The sequence below is a fragment of the Streptomyces sp. MAI_2237 genome (genome assembly GCF_054189285.1).
Window position 1 is genome coordinate 248,892 of the sequence record NZ_JAJPGQ010000005.1, and the last position, 17,856, is coordinate 266,747.

Below are 17,856 nucleotides of genomic sequence, written 5' to 3' on the forward strand. Positions count from 1 at the left end.
CTTACATGCCCGCGCACCTCCCACCGGGAAAGGATCGACCCGAGCACGCACACAGACCTCCGGGAGGACCCGTGGGCACGGTGATCATGCACAGCGTGGTGTCGGTGGACGGCTTCATCGCCGACGACAACGGCGACGTCGGGCCCCTTCACGAGTGGTACTTCAGCGGAGACGTCCCCATCACCGTCGGCGGTGACGAACCTGCCGACCACTCAGCGGCCGCAAGCCGCATCAAGGTCTCCCCCGCCTCGGCGGAGTACGTCCGGTCGATGTGGCAGTCGATCGGCACCATCGTGATGGGCCGCACCCTGTTCGACCAGGTCAACGGCTGGGAGGGCAAGCCCCCCGCGGGCGATCACGTGGTCGTCGTCTCCCACCGGCCCAAACCGGCAGGCTGGCACCCCGAGGCCTCCTATCACTTCGTAGACGGCATCACGGCCGCGATCGACACGGCCCAGCGGCTCGCCGGAGCCCGGACCGTCGCCGTGAACGCCGGCGACGTGGGCGCGCAGATGCTGGCAGCCGGACTCGTCGACGAAGTCGCCATGGACGTGGTGCCGGTGATCTTCGGCTCCGGCAGGCGCTACTTCGGCGGCATCTACGAGCAGCGTCTCCTGGACGACCCTCACGTGGTCATCCAAGGCGAGCGCGTGCTGCACCTGAAGTTCACGGTCCGCCGATAGAGATCCACAACGACCGGAATCACCCCAGGCCGCCGTTCGTACGCGTGTTTGATCTTGCGGGGAGAGGCAACACGACATCCGACTCCTGCCCGCGGCTCCGGAACGTCGACACAGCTGCGGACAGGCTCCCGTATCGGAGACCGGTGCGCGGGCGCACATCCCGCGCAGGGCGAGAGGTGGGTCGTGATGACCGTGGCAACACAGCAGGGCGGCGGAGGAGGCTCCAGCGGCCTCTACGACGTACTGGAACTCATCCTCGACCGGGGACTGGTGATCGACGCGTTCATCCGCGTCTCCCTCGTCGGCATCGAGATACTCAAGATCGACGTCCGCGTCGTCGTCGCCAGCGTCGACACGTACCTGCGCTTCGCCGAAGCCTGCAACCGCCTCGACCTGGAATCGGGACCACGCAAACCCGCCGGCCTGACCGAACTCCCCGAAAAGCTCACCGAATCCGGCGCCCGCGGCAAGACCAAAGGCGCCCTCTCCGGAGCCGCCGAAACCATCGCAGACGCCTTCCACCAGGCCCGCGAGGAAGGACGCCAGAAGTAACAGCACTGGCCCGCCTGCCCCGCGATGATCTACGACATGCCGGGCGGGCCGGACCGGTGGACGGGGCTCCTTAGACGTCATTTCACTTGGCGAGTCTGCGGTGACATATGAGGGCCGCGGCGATGGCGGTGAAGGCGAGGAAGTGTTCCGGCTAGCGCTCGTAGCGACGGTGAAGGCGTCGGCACCCGGACAGCCAGGACACTGTCCGCTCCACGACCCAGCGGTGCCGGCCCAGGCGTCGGGATGACTCGATGCCCTTTCGAGCCAGGCGGTGCCCGATGCCGCGGGAAGCGAGCCATTGCCGCAGGTGGCGGTAGTCGTAGCCCTTGTCGCCATGCAGTTTGCCGGGCCGACGACGTCGCGGGCCGCGGCGGGAACGGATGGGCGGAATGCCGCGGATCAGCGGGATGAGGGCCTGGCTGTCATGGAGGTTGGCGGCGGAGATACCAACAGACAGGGGCAGGCCCTGGCGGTCGACGATGAGGTGGATTTTCGATCCCTTCTTGCCGCGGTCGGTCGGATTCGGTCCCGTCAGCTGCCCCCTTTGACTTTGAGGGCCCGGACGCTCACGGAGTCGATCGCACACCGCGACCAGTCCAGCCCGCCCCGGGCGCCGAGTTCGTCCAGGACCAAGCGGTGAAGTTTGGCCCACACCCTGGCCTCGGTCCACTCGGTGAACCGCCGGAAGGCAGTGACCCCCGACAGCCCGAAGCCTGGGGGGAGTTGGTTCCAGGTGCAGCCCGAAGTGGCCACGAAGATGATCGCCGCCAACACCTCACGGTCCCCGCGTCGGCGGTGACCTCCGCCCTGCGGACGAACCGGTGCCGGCGGCACCACCCGCCGGAACAACGTCCACAGCTCTTCCGGCGCCATCCGCTCGACAAGCGCAGCAGTCATCACCCCAGACTGCCGCAAGATCACACCAACTGAAATGGTGTCTTACTGAGTTTTTCGTTAGTTCTGTGGGTGCAGTGGCCCTAACGGTGTGAGGCTGTTGGTGTGTCTTTCGAGTCGCAGGCCGTGGTTTCCGGTGTGTCTGTTCCGCCCCTGACACGGCCCCAGTTGGCCGAGACCCGTCGCATGCGGGCGGTGGAGTTGTTTGAGCAGGGGCGTTCCACGTCCGAGGTTGCACGGATGGTGAGGATGCATGCCGAGAGCGTGCGCCGCTGGAAACGGTTATGGGAGCAGGGCGGTGCTCAGGCACTGCGGCGGCGCCCGGCCACCGGGCGGCCGCCCAAGCTGGATGATGCCCAAGTCGAGGCCGTTCGGGCCGCGTTGGAGCAACGCGCTCAGGCGCACGGGTTCGAGGCGGACCTGTGGACGTTGGAACGGGCCGGCGTGGTGGTGGAGCGGGTGACCGGGGTGAAGTTGGCCCGGGCCTCGGTATGGCGCCTGCTGACCGGGCGGCTGGGGTGGAGCCTGCAGCGGCCCAGGCGGTCGAGCGGGACGAGTCCGAGATCGCCCGATGGGTCGCTCAGGAATGGCCACGCATCAAAAAGGGGCGGTGAAGAAACGTGCCTGGATCGTGTTCTTCGACGAATCGGGTATATCGCTGCTGCCTCAGGTGCGCCGCACCTACGCGCCGCGCGGCCGCACTCCGCTTCTGCGGCACCGACTGAACTGGAAACGAGCCGGGATGGCCGCCGCACTGGGCTACCACGCCGCCGACTGCGAGCGGGGCCCGCGGCTGTGCTTCCACCTCGAGCCGGGCACCTACGACACCGCGTCCCTGATCGACGTGCTGGAGCAGATCAAGGCCTTCTACGCCGGGGAGGCGGTGGTGTTGGTATGGGATGGACTCTCCGCCCACTGGAGTCGGGGCATGCGGGCCTGGGCGGCCGAGCAGGACTGGCTGACGCTCGAGCGGCTGCCGGCCTGCGCGCCCGAACTCAACCCCGTCGAACTGCTGTGGTCGGCCATCAAGACCTGCGAACTGGCCAACCTCGCCGGCGACCACCTCGCCGATGTCGCTGACGCAGCCGAACGCGGCATCCAACGCGTCTGCTCCAGCGAACAACTCCCATGGTCCTTCCTCACACACACCGGCCTCACCCTCCACGCCCAGCCCCCACAGAACTAACGAAAAACTCAGTAGGAAAGCTGGGACGCCGCGATCACGTCAGGCACCGCGCTAGCCTCACACGGATCCCAGCGATGGCAATGCACGGGTCAGCACACGGACAGCCGTAGTTCACCGGCCCAGCTCTCGCACCGGACGCACCCCGAGGTGAAGGTGATGTCCAACGCCATACGCCCTGTGACAGCATCTCCTTCTTCCCGTACCGCCACGATCGTCTCCCCCAGGTGAGCGGCGAACGGCGTTTCGTCCTCGGCCGACGCCACCTCGACGCAGCCCCCTGCCCCCATGTCGTAACCCTCGTAGGGGGTTGCTCGCTCCACGATCAGACACCAGTCCGAACCGGTCGTCAAGCGCGTCGTGACTGCGTCGCCGTCGATCAGCCACACGTCCAGCGGGATGGATCGCGCCCCCGCGTACCGGTGCCAGGATGCGACGATCCGCTGCAGCCGTCGCCCCACCAGATGGTCACTTACAGACAAGCCGAACAGCCCTCGCGACATCGTGTGCCGACCGCGGCAACGAAAGGGCGGTATGGATCACTCACTGTCCCCCGAGCCGGGAGATGCCTCGCCAAGGCCGGCGTCGGGGGCTGCGCTGAAGACCGCGGTCCGGATGTCGCGGATGACTTTGTCCAGGCGTACGGTCACGTCCATCACGGCCGTCTGGTGATCGGCCCGAAGCGCCGTGGCGAGGCTGTTGAGTGTCATGGTGATGGCGAAGACCTCTTTGATCGTGCGATCACGCAGGGCGGTGGCGATGCGCTCCCGGTCCTCCATCTGGTGCATGGCTTCCAAGTGGGCTCGCTGAGCGGCCACTTGCAGGGCAAGAGCGGCCTGGCCGGCGAACAGTGTCAGCATGTCCAGCTCGTGCTGATCGAAGGCCGGCTTGCCTTGAGTACGCGCCACGAAGAGAACCCCTGTGGTGTGCTGCCCTTCCGCCAGCGGGGCGATCATGACCGGCCCGAGCCGGCCCGCGCCGGTATTGGACGGAGCGCCGCCGGGCAGGGGGGGTGGCCATGCTGTCGCTGATCAGGGGGGCTCCCTCACGGTAGACCTGGCCGCACAGCGAGCTGTCCACAGGCAGCTGCAGGCCGGCGAGGCCCGTCGTGTGCGGCCCGGCCGGCTCGCGCACCACGAGCATCGATGTACCGGGACCCGGCAGCGCGAGTGCGGCGATGTCCGCCCGCGCGACCTCCCGGGCCCGCTCCGCGACCAGCCGCAGCACCTCATCCGGCTCTCGCCCCTGCAGCAGGGCTGTCGTGATCTCGGCGTGCGCCCGCTCCCAGGCATGCCGCTGCTCGGCCTGCTCGTGCAGGCGGCCCTGTTCGGCGTGCGCGGCCCGCAGCTCCTCGTTGAGCCGCTGCAGCTCCTGGGCGCGCGAAGAGCTCCGCCTCCATCTCCTCGGCACGGCTCGCGACGTCGGTTCCGCCGCGGGCACGGATGAACGCGGTGATCTCTTCCACCCGGTGCAGCAGCAGCACGACCTTGCCCTCGGCGTCCAGGACGGGGACGTTGACGGGGCTCCAGTACCGTTCCTCGAACACTCCGGGCTGTCCGGCCACCGGGATGTCGTACTTCTGCACGGCCATCGTGTCCGGGGCCCCCGTGGCCAGGACTCGGTTCAAGGAGGCACTCAGGTTCCGCGTCCCGTCCGCATGAGGGTCCTCGGGGTTGTCGGGGAACGCGTCGAACAGGAATCGACCGGCCAGATCCTCGAAGGGACGGCCGGTGGCTTCCAGATACGCCTGGTTCGCGTCGACGATCTCGAGATCCGTGGTCAGCACCAGGCACGGACTGGGGACTGCGCCGAACACCGCTCTGATCGGTGGCTGGCCGCCGAGCGCGGTGTGTCGGCGGCCAGTGTTGTAGAAGTCGAGCCAGGGTGCGAGTGCTCGGGTGCGTTGAGCGTTGCTGGTGAAGACCTTCCGGTAGGCCCATTCGGTTTGCAGGGTGCGGTTGAACCGCTCGACCTTTCCGTTGGTCCACGGGCAGTGCGGGCGGGTGAACTTCTGCCGTGCGCCGAGTGCTTGGCAGGCGGCCTGGAAGTCGTGCGAGAGCCGGTAGTTCTTGGCGTTGTCGGTCATGACCCGCTCGATACGGGTGATGCCGTGGGCGTGGAAGAACTCGGCCGCGCGGGTGAGGAAGCCCGCGCAGGTTGCGCCCTTCTCGTCGGGAAGGATCTCGGCGTAGGCGAGGCGGGAGTGATCGTCGACGGCCGCGTGAACGTAGTCGTAGCCCAGGCCTCGAAGCGATCCGGGCCGTTCGCCTCTGCCATGAGCGCGATGGCCGCCGCCGGCGGGGATCTTGCCGAGTTTCTTGACGTCCACATGGATCATGTCGCCGGGCCGGGAATGTTCGTAGCGTCGGCCGCTGGCTCTGGTGGCACGGATGACCTGACCGGTCAGCGGGTCGCAGGCGGCGAGCGGCGACATCTGGTGGCGGCGCAGGATCCGACTGACCGTCCGGGCGGGAACGCCGGTGTGCTCGGCCAGGACGTCCGGTCCGCGTCGCAGGGCGCGGCGGGCCTTGAGCACGCGGCGTTCGACGGGTGCAGGCGTGCGGGTGGGACGGCGGTGCGGGCTGCTGCTGCGGTCGTGCAGTGCGGACCAGCCCTCGGCGCGGTAGCGGTTCACCCAGCGGTGGGCGCACTGGCGGGATACGCCGAGTTCCTTCGCGACGTGAGCGACCGGACGCCCGTCGAGCACGACGCGACGCACCAGCAGACATCTGCCGTGAAAGGTCAGCCGGGCATTAGCGTGGGCCACCAGGACCTCCGAGGTGAGTGAAGACGGCTACCTCCACTACGCCCGGAGGTCCCCCCTTGATCAACTACCGACAGCTACGTGTCACCAACCTGACGGCCGAGTACATCTAGATCATGCTGAAGTCGATTTCCGCCCTGTCCATCAGCTCTCCCAGCGACTAACCGTGCGTCGGTGCAATTGACCCAGTCTAGGGACGGGACCATCACGGAGCCAGAACCGGACGACGCGGTCGGGTCTCCCCCGCTCCCCCACCACTGGCGTCATGCCGACGAGCGTCACCCGAGGCCAGTGCCTCAGGACCACAAGGCGTCCGCTGGCGCTCGTCTTCGGCGTCGGCGCTGCTCGGTGCGGAGTACGAAGTCGCCGTAACTGTTGTCGGCCGGGTTGATCGTCACCCCGGGGGCGACGATCTCGTCGATGCGGTCGAGGACCTCCGCCGGGAGCATGACGTCGGCGGCGGGCAGGAACGCCTCTGACTGCTCCATCGTGCGTGGCCCCATGATCGCCGAGGTCACGCCGGGGTGATGGAGGACGACGGTCAACAAGGCCTTGACCTCGGCTTGGCCGCAGCCACGCACGACAACCGCTCGGCGCGGCCGTCGAAGCAGGATCCCTTCACGCCGCTGATCGACGAGATCCTGCTCATTGATCTGGATGCGACCAGGAAACAGCGCCACACCGTCACCCCGGATCTACCGCCGTCTGATCGACGAGCACTCCTCGTCCGAGGCGCTGCCTGACCACTTGAACCCGCACCGGTGAGAGGGCGCAAGGGTCCCGCGAGCAACCGCGCGGTCCGGCCAGGGGCTGAGAGTGCCGGTGTTCATACCTTGCTCGCGACCACCATGTAGTTCTCGGCCTCAAGATCGAAGGTGCTCAGTTCCGTCCGGAGTCCGACCCGGTGCAACTCGACTTCGAGTTCCTCGTACCGGTAGGGCCAGGAGGACAGCAGTTCCGAGCGGACAAGAACCACCCCGGTCGCATCAACTTGCGCGATCGCGATCTCGATGTGGTGCTCCTCCTCCCAATGCGGCGCGATCTCCCAGCGGTAGACCACGACCGCATCGCGACCGTTCCGGCGGACGAGTCGGTCACTGATCTCCAGCCGGGAACCTCTGGCCCTCACGAGTTCCCAAGTGCGGGATGTGAGTACCAAGCGTCCGCCGGGGCGCAGAAGCCGTGACATCGACTCCAGAGCAGCACCCCTGCCAGTCGCGCCCGTGGCATGGTGAAGCGAGTTGCCGACGCAGAACACCATGTCGAAGGTGTCGTCCTGGAAATGGTCGGGCAACGCTTCCCAGTTCGCCCGTACGGCCCGGACGGATGCCCCGAACTGTTCAGACAACTCTGCAGTCCGACGAACCATCGCCTCGCTGGCGTCAGTTGCGACAACCTGCATGCCACGACCAGCGAGGCCCACCGCCAACTGCCCGGTTCCGCACGAACAGTCGAGGACGTGAGCGTTCGACGGCAGGAGATCGAGGACGTCGTCGAACGACGCAGCGAACTCGGCTGGAGGCAACTTTGCATCCGAGATGAGCCATTCGTACACCTCGGCAAGCACGTCATAACCCGTCACCACCACCACCTCCGTCACGCGGCAGACTCACGGTAGGTCGTCAGTCCATCAGCGGAGCAAGCCGGGCACCAATGGTTTTCGCAAGGGTTCGTCGCGTCTGACCTCATGGCCCTGGGCGCCCTGCGCGTCCTGCGGGAGCGCCTTCGGCGAGGTCGCGGTCCGTTTGCGGGCCGAGCTGGTGAAGTGCCGTTTGTTCTGCCTGCGGCTGTCGTTCTCCGGGAAGGCGGTGCACCGGGTGTTCGCCTCGGACGGTCAGGAGGCGTTCTTCGAGGGCCACGAGCACGCTGGTGCTGGGCGGTGTGCCGGTCGGCAAGATCCGGTATGCCAACCTGAAGGCCGCGGTCGCGTCGGTGCTCGGCTGCACGCGGCGCCGGGTCGAGACCGACGGGTGGACCGCATTTCGGTCCCACTACGGCATCGAGCCGTTCTTCTGCACGCCAGGAATCGAGAGCGTCCACGAAGAAAGGCGGCGTCGAGGGCCAGATCGCGGCAACCGGTTCTCCCCAGTCACCGTCCGCACGGACCTTCAGTCGGTCCCGACTCGGTTCATCGGCCGCCAGGTCCGGGTCTTGCTGACGCCAGAACTCCGTTGCCATCGCCTCCGACGACTCCTTCGCTGGGGCAGGACCGTCTCGTACGGGCAAGCGGCCTCGCCTGCACGATCGTGCGACCGGGCCGCGCGCCGACATCGCACGCGTCCTGGTGGCGGCCGTACCGCCCCCGAGGCCACCGACCGCACCTTCGAGCGCTGAGCGCCGGGACCGCACCCCGCAACGCCCCGCCGATTACGGAGTTCGCCGCCAGCAAGTAGTACGGTCCCTGGGGCGGGACCTGGCGAGTTCTGCCGTCCGCAGGAGCGGGGGTTGTCGTGAGCGAAGTGCTGTATGGCGAGCGGTCGTGGAATCCGCTCGCGCGCACAGTGGAGTTGACGGAGGCCGCCCTGCGCAGGGGCGGCAGGAGCACGCCGCTGGGCGAGCTGAATCTCGCCGCCATGGCCGAGGCGTTCCAGCGCGGCTTCTGGCTCGGGGGCGGCGGAGCGGAACGCCCGCTGGAGCAGCTGGCTGACGGCGTCGGCATCGTCCCGGTGACGCGCGTCACCGGGACCACCACACCGGTGAGGGTGCGGCAGGCCGCCGAGTTCGCCCGCAAGCTGGGGGAATTGGCGGTACGGCAGTGCGGCGGGCCACAGCGCGTCGCTGCCCTGGCGGCCCAGGCGCGCGCCGAGGACGTACCCCTGTGGATGGCGCGACGGCAGACGCCGGGACCCGCCGGGCCCGTCAGCGTCGCCGTGGACCGGCGGCTGGCACGCGTGGACGTGTGGGGGCCGCAGGCTCCCGTGGTACGAATCCGGGCGCCGCACGGCTTCCACCGCGACTCTTCGGACCCCTCCCAGGGCCTGCGTCTGACCGTCGGCGACACCCCGGCGCAGCTCACCCTGAACAAGAAGCGGCGCAAGTCGAAGAGTTCGGTGGAGGCGCGGCTGCCCGGGCAGCACTGGGTGCTGCGGCGGGAGGACATGACGACCTCGTGGTTGCTGCGCGACGAACGGCGCGTCGCCCTCCTGACGTGTCCCGCCCGCCGGCCGGTGCTCGAACCGACCACGGTCGTGCGGCCACTGACCCCCGTGCAGTACGAGAGCACCGACCCCCTGGACGCCGTCATGGCTCACGTCTTCTCTGTCGCCTTCGGGCTGGGAGACGCGACGGGGATGGCGCGGTTCGGCACGCAGCGACGCGCGGTGAACAGCGGTGAGCCTTTTGCCGTCGACGGGGACTGGGACCGCCCCTGGTTCAGCAACCTGGGGAGAGTGGGCGAGGACAACGAGCCTGGCGGCGACGGCTGGGGTGAAGACGGCGGTGACGGCGGCGACTCCGGCGGGGACGGCGGCGGCGACTAGCTGGGCTGGGGCAGGCCCCTGTACTGATGGTGGTCGGCCGACAGGCCGGACGCCGGGCGCGACACCGCGCCGATCCCCTGTGCGGCAGTGTGCGCCGTCTCACGCATCGCAGACCCTCCCAAGTTGCCCAGGTCACAGCGCAAATGCCCTTTTTGCATCCATGCTCGAGACAGACACGGAACCCCGAACTTGAGCGCGCTGTCGTCGATTTGCTCAAACCCTGCCTAAGTGGCCCATGACACAGCGTTCGTGACGTTCCATCTCGTTCTCTGGAGAAAGGTGCCCATCGTGGCCGCTTACTTGTGCCCGCCTGCCGTGATTCACGGCGAGCACGCTGTGAAGACCAACCAGATCACTGACGAAGTGCGCAGTCGGCACCCGCACGCGGCGTGGGCGCCGCGGATCGACGGCATCGCCGCCAGTACGGGCATCGAAACCCGGGGCTGGATGCTGCCGTTGGAGGCCGCCGTCGCGCCGGGCAAGGGCAGCGGCCTGCCGGCTGCCGGCATCGGGCCGACCCGGGAGGCGCTGGCCGACGACGGATTCACCGAACAGGACGTGGATCGCGTCGTCGCCGCCCTCGAGTCGATACCCGCGCCGCAGACCGTCCAGGAGCGCACCGCGCCGGCCTGGGCGGCCGTGCAGTCCTACGGGGAGCGCGCGGCACGCGGGGCCCTGCAGATCGCCGGGCTGGACGCCGCGGACGTCGACTGTCTGATCACCAGTCACTCCACCACGCCGGCACTGCCGGGGCTGGATGTCTCTCTGGCCAACCGGCTCCCGCTGCGGAGCGACGTCATGCTGCTGCCGGCCACTCAGTGGGCGTGCATAGCCGGGACCCGCTCCCTCGCACTGGCGGCCGATCTCGTGGCCGCGGACCCCGACCGCGTGGTCCTGGTCGTGATCGCGGAGGCACTGAGCACGACCTACCAGCCCGCGGACGACACTCTGGAGTCCCTGATCGTCCGGTTGCTGTTCGCGGACACCGCGGTCGCCGCGGTGGTCACAGGCCGCCCGAGGCATGAGTCGGTGCTGCGGCTGGACGCCTCCTGGCATCACACGCTGCCCGGCACCCAGGACCTGCACCGTCTGGAGACGCGGGAGGACGGCACCCATTTCGTGATGGACCGGCGCGGGCCGCGCGCCGTGCAGGAGACGGTCACCGCGATGTGGGAGTGGCTGCGCCGGCGCTACCAGGAAGACCCCGCCTCCTGGCACCCCGACGTCCTGCTCGCGCACCCCGGCGGGACGCGAGTGCTGGAGTACATGGAGCAGACGATGCCCGACGGGTGGCCGTCGGGGCTGCTGGACTACAGCCGGGACAGCTACACCAGCGGCAACCGCGGGGGCGCCGCCGTCTTCGACATCATGCGGAGGGCCTACGACGCGGGGCAGGAGCCGGGCAGCCGCGCCGTCCTGTACGCGGCGGCCCCCGGCCTCACAGCCACCGCCCTGGAAGGACAGTGGCTGTAGAACGCACTCGCACCACCTGGACCGCCCCGGACCCCGGCTGACCAGGGCACGTACCCGGCCGAAGACTCCTCACCGCTCGATCGACGCCCAGACCACCTTGCCGGTGTCGGTCCACCGCACCCCCCACCGCGTGGTGAGCGCATGCACGACGTGCAGGCCACGGCCGGCGTCGTCGAGCAGCCCGCCCGGACCCCGCCGCGGCCTGCCGTTGCCGGTGTCGCCCACCTCGCACAGCAGCCCGTGACCGGCCCTGATCAGCCGCACCGTGATGGGCCCGCCGGCGAAGCGGACCGCGTTGGCGACCAGTTCGTCGACCACCAGCATCACGCTGTCCCGGATGACGTCTCTGGTGCCCCACTGCCTCAGCAGCTCGGAGGCCAGGGTGCGGGCCCGCGCGGCCGCGTCGCCGCGCGCGGGCAGACGCCAGGTGGCGGTGTCCCCCTTGCGGTAACCGATCATGCGGGCGAGCAGCAGGGTCACGTCGTCGCGCCGGCGCGGCGGTGTCAGCGCCGAGACCACGCGCCGCGCGGCCTCCTGGAGGGCGTCCCAGGGGTGCACCGCGGACACGGCGGCCGTCAGCCTGTCGATGCCCTCGTCGATCGACAGGGCGGGATCCTCCACCAGGCCGTCGGTGTAGAGGGCGAGCAGCGAGCCCGGGGGCGCGGGGAAGGCGTGCACGTCGTAGGGCTCCCGCAGCGCGAACTCGGTGCCCAGCCCGGGGTGGGGGCGGATCGCGACCGGACCGGCCGGCCCGTCCGGAGGTACCAGGATCGGGGGGAGATGGCCGGCGCTCGCCAGCGACACATGGTGGCTGACCGGGTCGTACACGGCGATGCAGCAGGTCGAGCCGAGGGCGCTGTAACCGGCCGCCAACCCGGAGTCGGGCTCGTCCAGGAGCGACACCGTCTCGTCCAGATGCTCCAGCACCTCGTCGGGTGCCAGCCCCGCGGACAGCAGCGCGCGAGCCTCCATGCTCAGCTGCCCCATGGTCGCCGCGGCCCCCAGGCCGTGCCCGACGACGTCCCCGACCACCAGCGCGGTACGGCCGTCCGGCAGCGGGAAACTGTTCACCCAGTCACCGCCGACCCCCGCGCTGTCGGGGGTGGCGGGCTGGTAGATGCTGGCCGTCTCGATGGTGTCGCCGCTGGACCGTGGCAGCAGCCGGCGCTGCAACGCCAGCACCTGCGTGTGCTCACGCTGGTGCTGGCGGGCCAGATCGACGTGGTGAGAGGTCCTGGCCACCAGCTCCTGCAGGTCGAACAGCTCGCTGTCCTCGAAGGGGCGGTCCGCCCGCCGCCAGACCTCCGCCACACCCAGCACGACGGGCGGCTCGCCCTCCAGCACCAGTGGAATGCACGCCACGCCCGACGCCTGGTCACCGGGAACCAGGGCACGTACCAGCCGCGGGCTGCCGAGGACCCGCTCGATCGCCGCCCGGTCGGGTATGACGATGGGCTGGGCGGCATCGCCACGCCGTATCACCTGCGACAGCAGGCGACTCGCGTCTCCGGGAAGATCGTCACCCGGAGTCACATAACCGTCGGGCCACGCCCGCTCCGGCACCAGGGCTGCCCGCCGCAGCCGGATGCGCCCCTGCGGCTGCTCGGTGACCACCTCGCCCGTCCATACGGCGAAGTCGAGGTCGATGGCCGTCACGTCTCCCCAGGCCAGCAGAGACTCCGCCAGCGACTGCGCGGTCTCGCCGATGTCCAACGAGGTGCCGATCGCGGTCTCGGCGGCGTACAGGTGCAGCCTCTTGGCCATGGCGATCAGCGAGACGGTCAGGCCCTCCTGAGGCGCGGCGGCGGCCAGGATGCTCATCGAGACCACCAGCTCCGACCCGTCGCCGCGCCGCAGCCGCTGAACCCGGGCGACGTGCGGCTCACCGCTCTCGAGAACCTGCCGCAGCCGCCGGGTGACCGTCGGTACGTCCCAGGGAGGCAGGAGATCGACGAAAGGGTTCCCGATCACCGCCTCCACCCCCGAGAAGACGGGGGCGTCCAGATTGCAGCGGGTGATTCTCAGATCCTGGTCCAGACTGACCGCGCCGAGAATTTGCTCCTGACGGGCGGGGGCGGGATCGGCGGGTGCGGGGTGGCGGGCGGCGTTGTCCCCCTGCGCGTCGGCGGAACCGGCGGCGGCTGCCGCTCCGTCGGCTGGCATGTACTTCCCCAAAGCGCTGCTGACCATGTCGAACGGTGACGCAGACGACGGGGGTGGGGTGGAGTCCATGCGGCTCTCTCAGCTCGCTCGCCAACCCCGGCACCACGCCGGGGCCGTACCAGAACCCGGGCGACGGATTGTCCGGGATTCCTGACCGCAAACCTCATTCAATAACACCCGGCCCCGCTTCGCCTACACCAGCGGATCGCACGGTGAGCGTGGGCGAGGCGATGGAGCATGTCTGGTCTCCGACCACCCTGCGGGCACCGGCCCCCGCGGCGGCGTCTCATGTGCTGGCTGCTGACAGCGCCGGCGTGGCCTTCCCGGAGCCGTGATCGCGGTCCGAGGTCGTCCCGCGATCGGTGGTACGCACTGCGCAGTACAGGGAAGCCGTATCAGCATGAAACTGATCAGCGGACGTACAAGCTCGGGGCGGGCGCCGAGTCCATGGATGCGCTACGGCGCCGGCGCCGCGGCAGTGGCCGCCACGGCTGTGGCCGGCGCGGGAGCGGTCGACGCCGACAGCGCCTGGTACAGGTCGCTGCGCAAGCCGGAGTGGCAGCCCCCGTCGTGGGCGTTCGGCGTCGTATGGACGCCGCTGTACGCCACCCTCGCCTACGCCGCCGGCCACGCTCTCGGTACGGTCCCCGACCGGCGTGAGCGCACGCGCCTGGCCACCAGCCTGGCCGTGAACCTGACACTCAACGCGGGCTGGAACTGGCTCTTCTTCCGTCTGCGCAACCCCAAGGCCGCTCTGGTCGGCACGCTGCTGCTCGACCTCAGCAACGCGCAGCTCATTCGTCACACCGCTCGCACCGACGCGACGGCGGCCCGCACCCTCCTGCCCTATGCGGCATGGTGCGCCTTCGCCACCGGTCTGAACGCCTCCCTCGTCCGGCGGAACGCCACGCGCTGACGGCCCAGTCCCTCACGGGGACCCGAGAGCGTTCAGTCGCTCTCCCGTCGACAGCGTGGCCCGGAGCTGGGTTCGGGGTCTGTGGGAGGCAGGCGCGTCGAGGGTCCGTCCCTCCTTCATCGCCGATACGTCCCTCCTCCTCACCGACAGACGTGTCACGGCCCTGCTGCCGGCTGCCGGCACGCACCAGTGACCACTCGGTGACCGCCGTCCGGTCGTCGCCGCTATGTTCTGGCCGAATCGGCTGCAGGCGGCGGTCGACCGCGCCCGCGCGACCGTGCGGGCGGGCGCGGTCGGCGTGTCCCTGCTCGTCCGCAGGGTCACGGTCACGTCGCCGGGTCCGCTCCAGGTGTCGGCGCAGGCGAGGTCCATACGGCCGTACCGCCGCTGTCCGGCGGATGCTGCTCGGCGAAGTCCCAGGCGTCGACGGAGCGCACTCCGGCGCCCCCGAGCGATTCGAGCGCGCAGGCCAGGTGCCCCCACGCCTGCGGGTAGCCTCACCAGGCAACCCGCGGCAGAGGAGAGCAGCCACTGTGCACCTGGGCATCATCGGACAGGCCGTCGGCCTGTTCGCCGTCACCAACATCGACGACATCCTGGTGCTGGCACTGTTCTTCGCCCAGGGCGCCGGTCACCCCGGATCCGCCCGCCGCATCATGCTGGGTCAGTACCTGGGCTTCGCCGTGATTCTCGCCGTGGCGGTGGCTGCCGCTCTCGGTGCGACGTTCCTGCCCGAGGCCGTCATCCCCTACCTCGGCCTTCTGCCGCTCGCCCTGGGCCTGAAGGCCGCCTGGCGGGCATGGAGGGACCGCCACGGCGGCAGCGATGACGAGGAGGAACGGGCCAGGGAGGGCGGGCCGGGCCCGCTGGAGGTCGCAGCCGTCACCTTCGCCAACGGGGGCGACAACATCGGCGTCTACGTGCCCGTGTTCGCCACCGCGGGCATCGGCGGGATGAGCGTGTACGCCGTGGTGTTCCTCGTGCTCGTGGCCGTGTGGTGCTGGGCGGGCAAGTTCTTCGCCACCCGTCCCGTCATCGCGAAGGCGCTCTCTCGCTGGGGCCACATCCTGCTGCCCCTGGTCCTGATCGCCATCGGCCTGCTCATCCTCGTCGAGGGCGGCGCCTTCGGGCTGTGACAGCGGGCCGTGCGTCACCTGGTCATGCGCTCACCTGGCCTGTCCGTACTGGCGAAGTGGCATTCCGTGGAGGACGGCCGGGCACGGCCGGAGCGTGCTTCTTGCCTTCGGCGTCTTCGCAGTCGTGGAGCATCCAGGACGCGACGCCCACGAAAGCAAGGGCGCGGCCTGGGACTGCGCGAACCAACGGACTCGCGTTCGCCTCCCAGGCCGCACCGCACCTCACGGGCAACTCATCTCGGCCCGGTGACTCGAACCGTGCAACCTAGCGGCGCGGTCCCTTGGCGGCGGGAGCAGGAGCTGCCGGCGGCGGGGAGCTGGCCGACTGCTGGCTCGCCCGGGGCTGGGACGCTCCAGACTGCAGGTGCATGCCCGCATAGAGCGCGACCGGGTTTTCGGTGCCCGTGCTGAAGGTCTGCTCGTTCGCAAGGTGCCGAGTGAAGGATTCGCCCGCCTGCACCAAGCGGCCGATGTTGGACTGCAGTTGGACTCGCTGATCCACATCGAAAGACACTGCCACCTGGGTCCCGCGGGTGGGGGCCTGCGTGTTCTGCTGAGCCCAGTAGTTGAACTCGGCCTGAGCGATCTGCCTGTGGGCCGCCGGGGCATGCTCGCTGTTCAGCGGGGTCAGGTACGCGTTGGTGAGTGCCGGGTCCATGAATACCCTGTGCACATCCCGTGCGCCGTGTTCTCCCGCCCCGTAGCGAATCCCTTCGATCGCGGCCGCGACGGCGTGCCCCACGGTGACGCCCTGCGCCCCGCCCTGGTTGAGCACTCCATGGATGTACGACATGGCCTCCTGGCGCGGATTGCTCGCCTGCGGTGCAGGATCCTGCCGCAAGTCCATGATCTTCCTGAGCGTGTCCACCATTACCCCATTTCCGCGATGTTGCTGGAACTGCAGAAGCACAACGCGACAGAGGCCAGTGGGGTTCAACAGGGGTTTCAGGGGTGGTGCCGGCACCACCCCTGATCCGGCACTTGGGCCGACTGCTCCACAGGCGACCTCAGAGGAGAGTTGCTCCGTCGGCCGCACCTGCGGCCGTCAGCGGCAGTGCAGACATCTGAACGGGGAAGCATGATGGCCAGTCACACACGAAGGAAAGTCCTCAAGGGCGCCGCGGCTGCGGCGGCGGGCGGCATCGTCGGGGGCGGTCTGGGGCCGAACCTCCGCACGACCGCGGCCCAGGCGGCGGCCACGGGCGGGAAAGGTGGCGCAGGCGGAGCGAGGCCGTTTCTGGAAGGCGCCTTCGCCCCCGTCACCGAGGAGTTGACCGCCTTTGACCTCCAGGTCACCGGCCGCATCCCGCATGACCTTGACGGCCGCTATCTGCGCAACGGCCCGAACGCGCTGGGCCTCGAGGATGTCCGGGCCCATCATTGGATGCTCGGCGACGGAATGGTGCACGGCGTCCGGCTGCGCGGCGGACGCGCGGAGTGGTACCGCAACCGCTGGGTGCGGTCCTCACGGGTGACGACGAAACTGGGGGAAACCTATCCGGGGCAGGTGCCGCCGGACGACTTCGCGTGCAACACCCACGTGATCCCGTACAAGGGCCGCATCCTGGCGCTGCAGGAAGGCGGACCTCTGCCGTACGAGCTGGACGGCGAATTGGGCACCGTGTGCCCCTACGACTTCCGCTCCACCCTCCAGGGCGCCTTCACCGCGCACACCAAGTACGACGCGGAGGCAGACGAGTTGCACGCGGTCGCCTACTACCCCACCTGGGACCATGTGCGACATATCATGATCGACCGAACCGGCCGGGTGGCACGGACCACGCGGGTTCCCGTCGCGGACGCCCCGATGATGCACGACTTCGCGCTCACCGAGAAGTACGTGGTGATCGTGGACGTGCCGATCACCTTCGACGCCGACGCCGCGGAGGCGGGCGCGATCGTGCCGTACGTGTGGAACGACCGACACCCCATGCGCATCGGCCTGTTGCCGCGCAGCGGTGGCACCACACGCTGGTTCGAGATCGACCCGGTGTACTACTCGCACACGCTCAACGCGTACGACCAGGGCGACACGGTCGTGATGGAGTACATCGGGTTCCCCGCGCCGTTCTACGCCGCCGGCCGCGGGATGGGCGGCCCCTGCGCGACCGGTGCCCCGACACTGGACCGCTGGACGATCGACCCGCGGGCGGGCCGGGTGCGCAGCGACCGGCTGGACGACCGCCCGCAGGAATTCCCCCGCATCAACGAATCCCTCGTCGCACGCCGGCACCGCTACGCCTACACCGCGAGCGCGGCCGAGATGTGGCGCGCGTACGAGACCGTCGACGGCGTGCCGCCGGACCAGAAGTTCTCCAACTACCTGATCAAACAGGACATGCTGCGAGGCAGTGGGCAGGTACACCGCCTCCCCGAGGGCGCGGCGGCCGGCGAGCCGGTGTTCGTTCCCCGGCACGGCGCACGGGACGAGGACGACGGTTACGTCCTGTCGTACGTGAACGACCCCGACCGTGGCGCGACCGACCTGGTCATCCTGTCGGCCCAGGACTTCGGCGGACACCCGCTGGCCCGGATCCAGCTGCCCGGCCGCGTACCGCTGGGATTTCACGGCAGCTGGATTGCCGACGCCTAGGGACACTATTCACCCCGCGC

Annotated in this window: 16 protein-coding genes and 4 pseudogenes; 10 read left to right on the forward strand and 10 right to left on the reverse strand. The window is 69.3% G+C overall.

Going from position 1 to position 17,856, the window contains the following annotated elements; genetic code table 11:
* The first annotated feature begins 71 nt into the window (after positions 1-71).
* Together LN251_RS29240 and LN251_RS29245 are read left to right on the forward strand one after the other, a co-directional pair.
* Positions 72-683 carry a dihydrofolate reductase family protein gene (locus LN251_RS29240; protein ID WP_458247182.1) on the forward strand — a complete coding sequence of 204 codons (612 nt, stop codon included), beginning with the start codon at positions 72-74 and terminating at the stop codon, positions 681-683.
* 186 nt (positions 684-869) lie between these two features.
* Positions 870-1,235 (forward strand): gas vesicle structural protein GvpA, encoded by a 366-nt coding sequence (locus LN251_RS29245; protein WP_458247183.1) that lies wholly within the window; start codon positions 870-872, stop codon positions 1,233-1,235.
* 154 nt (positions 1,236-1,389) lie between these two features.
* Here the strand turns inward: LN251_RS29245 and LN251_RS29250 are convergent.
* A pseudogene (locus tag LN251_RS29250) lies at positions 1,390-2,132 on the reverse strand (IS5 family transposase); the annotation flags it as partial.
* Positions 2,133-2,315: 183 nt separating this feature from the next.
* Here LN251_RS29250 and LN251_RS29255 point away from each other — a divergent pair.
* Both LN251_RS29255 and LN251_RS29260 read left to right on the forward strand, forming a co-directional pair.
* Positions 2,316-2,663: pseudogene (locus LN251_RS29255) on the forward strand (helix-turn-helix domain-containing protein); the annotation flags it as partial.
* A gap of 76 nt (positions 2,664-2,739) precedes the next feature.
* Positions 2,740-3,315 (forward strand): IS630 family transposase, encoded by a 576-nt coding sequence (locus LN251_RS29260; RefSeq protein WP_458247184.1) that lies wholly within the window; start codon positions 2,740-2,742, stop codon positions 3,313-3,315.
* Between the two features lie 89 nt (positions 3,316-3,404).
* On the opposite strand, the gene LN251_RS29265 is transcribed toward LN251_RS29260, so the two are convergent.
* The 6 genes and pseudogenes from LN251_RS29265 to LN251_RS29290 all read right to left on the reverse strand — a co-directional run bounded on the left by LN251_RS29265 (position 3,405) and on the right by LN251_RS29290 (position 6,564).
* Positions 3,405-3,794 (reverse strand): hypothetical protein, encoded by a 390-nt coding sequence (locus tag LN251_RS29265; RefSeq protein WP_458247185.1) that lies wholly within the window; start codon positions 3,792-3,794, stop codon positions 3,405-3,407.
* Between the two features lie 57 nt (positions 3,795-3,851).
* Entirely contained in the window at positions 3,852-4,319 is a 468-nt protein-coding gene (locus LN251_RS29270; RefSeq protein WP_458248182.1) for a GAF domain-containing protein, read from the reverse strand.
* A 40-nt stretch (positions 4,320-4,359) separates the two neighbouring features.
* Positions 4,360-4,539 (reverse strand): annotated as a pseudogene (locus tag LN251_RS29275) (histidine kinase); the annotation flags it as partial.
* Position 4,540: 1 nt separating this feature from the next.
* The gene (locus LN251_RS29280; protein WP_458248183.1) at positions 4,541-5,128 is read right to left on the reverse strand and encodes a PAS domain-containing protein; all 588 of its coding nucleotides are present in this window, start codon (positions 5,126-5,128) and stop codon (positions 4,541-4,543) included.
* 6 nt (positions 5,129-5,134) lie between these two features.
* Positions 5,135-6,079, reverse strand: a pseudogene (locus LN251_RS29285) (IS481 family transposase); the annotation flags it as partial.
* Between the two features lie 293 nt (positions 6,080-6,372).
* Positions 6,373-6,564 (reverse strand): hypothetical protein, encoded by a 192-nt coding sequence (locus LN251_RS29290; RefSeq protein ID WP_458247186.1) that lies wholly within the window; start codon positions 6,562-6,564, stop codon positions 6,373-6,375.
* Between the two features lie 39 nt (positions 6,565-6,603).
* Between LN251_RS29290 and LN251_RS29295 the strand changes: the two genes are divergently transcribed.
* Positions 6,604-6,819, forward strand: a complete 216-nt coding sequence (locus LN251_RS29295; RefSeq protein WP_458247187.1) for a hypothetical protein — start codon at positions 6,604-6,606, stop codon at positions 6,817-6,819.
* A gap of 83 nt (positions 6,820-6,902) precedes the next feature.
* On the opposite strand, the gene LN251_RS29300 is transcribed toward LN251_RS29295, so the two are convergent.
* Positions 6,903-7,658 (reverse strand): class I SAM-dependent methyltransferase, encoded by a 756-nt coding sequence (locus tag LN251_RS29300; protein WP_458248184.1) that lies wholly within the window; start codon positions 7,656-7,658, stop codon positions 6,903-6,905.
* 868 nt (positions 7,659-8,526) lie between these two features.
* On the opposite strand from LN251_RS29300, the gene LN251_RS29305 reads away from it, so the two are divergent.
* Both LN251_RS29305 and LN251_RS29310 read left to right on the forward strand, forming a co-directional pair.
* Positions 8,527-9,555 (forward strand): hypothetical protein, encoded by a 1,029-nt coding sequence (locus LN251_RS29305; protein WP_458247188.1) that lies wholly within the window; start codon positions 8,527-8,529, stop codon positions 9,553-9,555.
* 288 nt (positions 9,556-9,843) lie between these two features.
* The gene (locus LN251_RS29310) at positions 9,844-11,028 is read left to right on the forward strand and encodes a type III polyketide synthase (protein ID WP_458247189.1); all 1,185 of its coding nucleotides are present in this window, start codon (positions 9,844-9,846) and stop codon (positions 11,026-11,028) included.
* Positions 11,029-11,097: 69 nt separating this feature from the next.
* On the opposite strand, the gene LN251_RS29315 is transcribed toward LN251_RS29310, so the two are convergent.
* Positions 11,098-13,260, reverse strand: coding sequence for a SpoIIE family protein phosphatase (locus LN251_RS29315; protein WP_458247190.1), 2,163 nt, complete (start codon positions 13,258-13,260; stop codon positions 11,098-11,100).
* Between the two features lie 331 nt (positions 13,261-13,591).
* Between LN251_RS29315 and LN251_RS29320 the strand changes: the two genes are divergently transcribed.
* Positions 13,592-14,107: a TspO/MBR family protein gene (locus tag LN251_RS29320; protein ID WP_458247191.1), complete on the forward strand. Its 516-nt coding sequence runs from the start codon at positions 13,592-13,594 to the stop codon at positions 14,105-14,107.
* Positions 14,108-14,640: 533 nt separating this feature from the next.
* On the forward strand, positions 14,641-15,243 hold the full coding sequence (locus LN251_RS29325) for a cadmium resistance transporter (protein ID WP_458247192.1): 603 nt from the start codon (positions 14,641-14,643) through the stop codon (positions 15,241-15,243).
* 265 nt (positions 15,244-15,508) lie between these two features.
* Here the strand turns inward: LN251_RS29325 and LN251_RS29330 are convergent, their stop codons facing one another.
* Complete coding sequence (locus tag LN251_RS29330) at positions 15,509-16,114, reverse strand: hypothetical protein (RefSeq protein WP_458247193.1); 606 nt, start codon at positions 16,112-16,114, stop codon at positions 15,509-15,511.
* A gap of 210 nt (positions 16,115-16,324) precedes the next feature.
* On the opposite strand from LN251_RS29330, the gene LN251_RS29335 reads away from it, so the two are divergent.
* Positions 16,325-17,836: a carotenoid oxygenase family protein gene (locus LN251_RS29335; protein ID WP_458248185.1), complete on the forward strand. Its 1,512-nt coding sequence runs from the start codon at positions 16,325-16,327 to the stop codon at positions 17,834-17,836.
* Positions 17,837-17,856 lie beyond the last annotated feature (20 nt).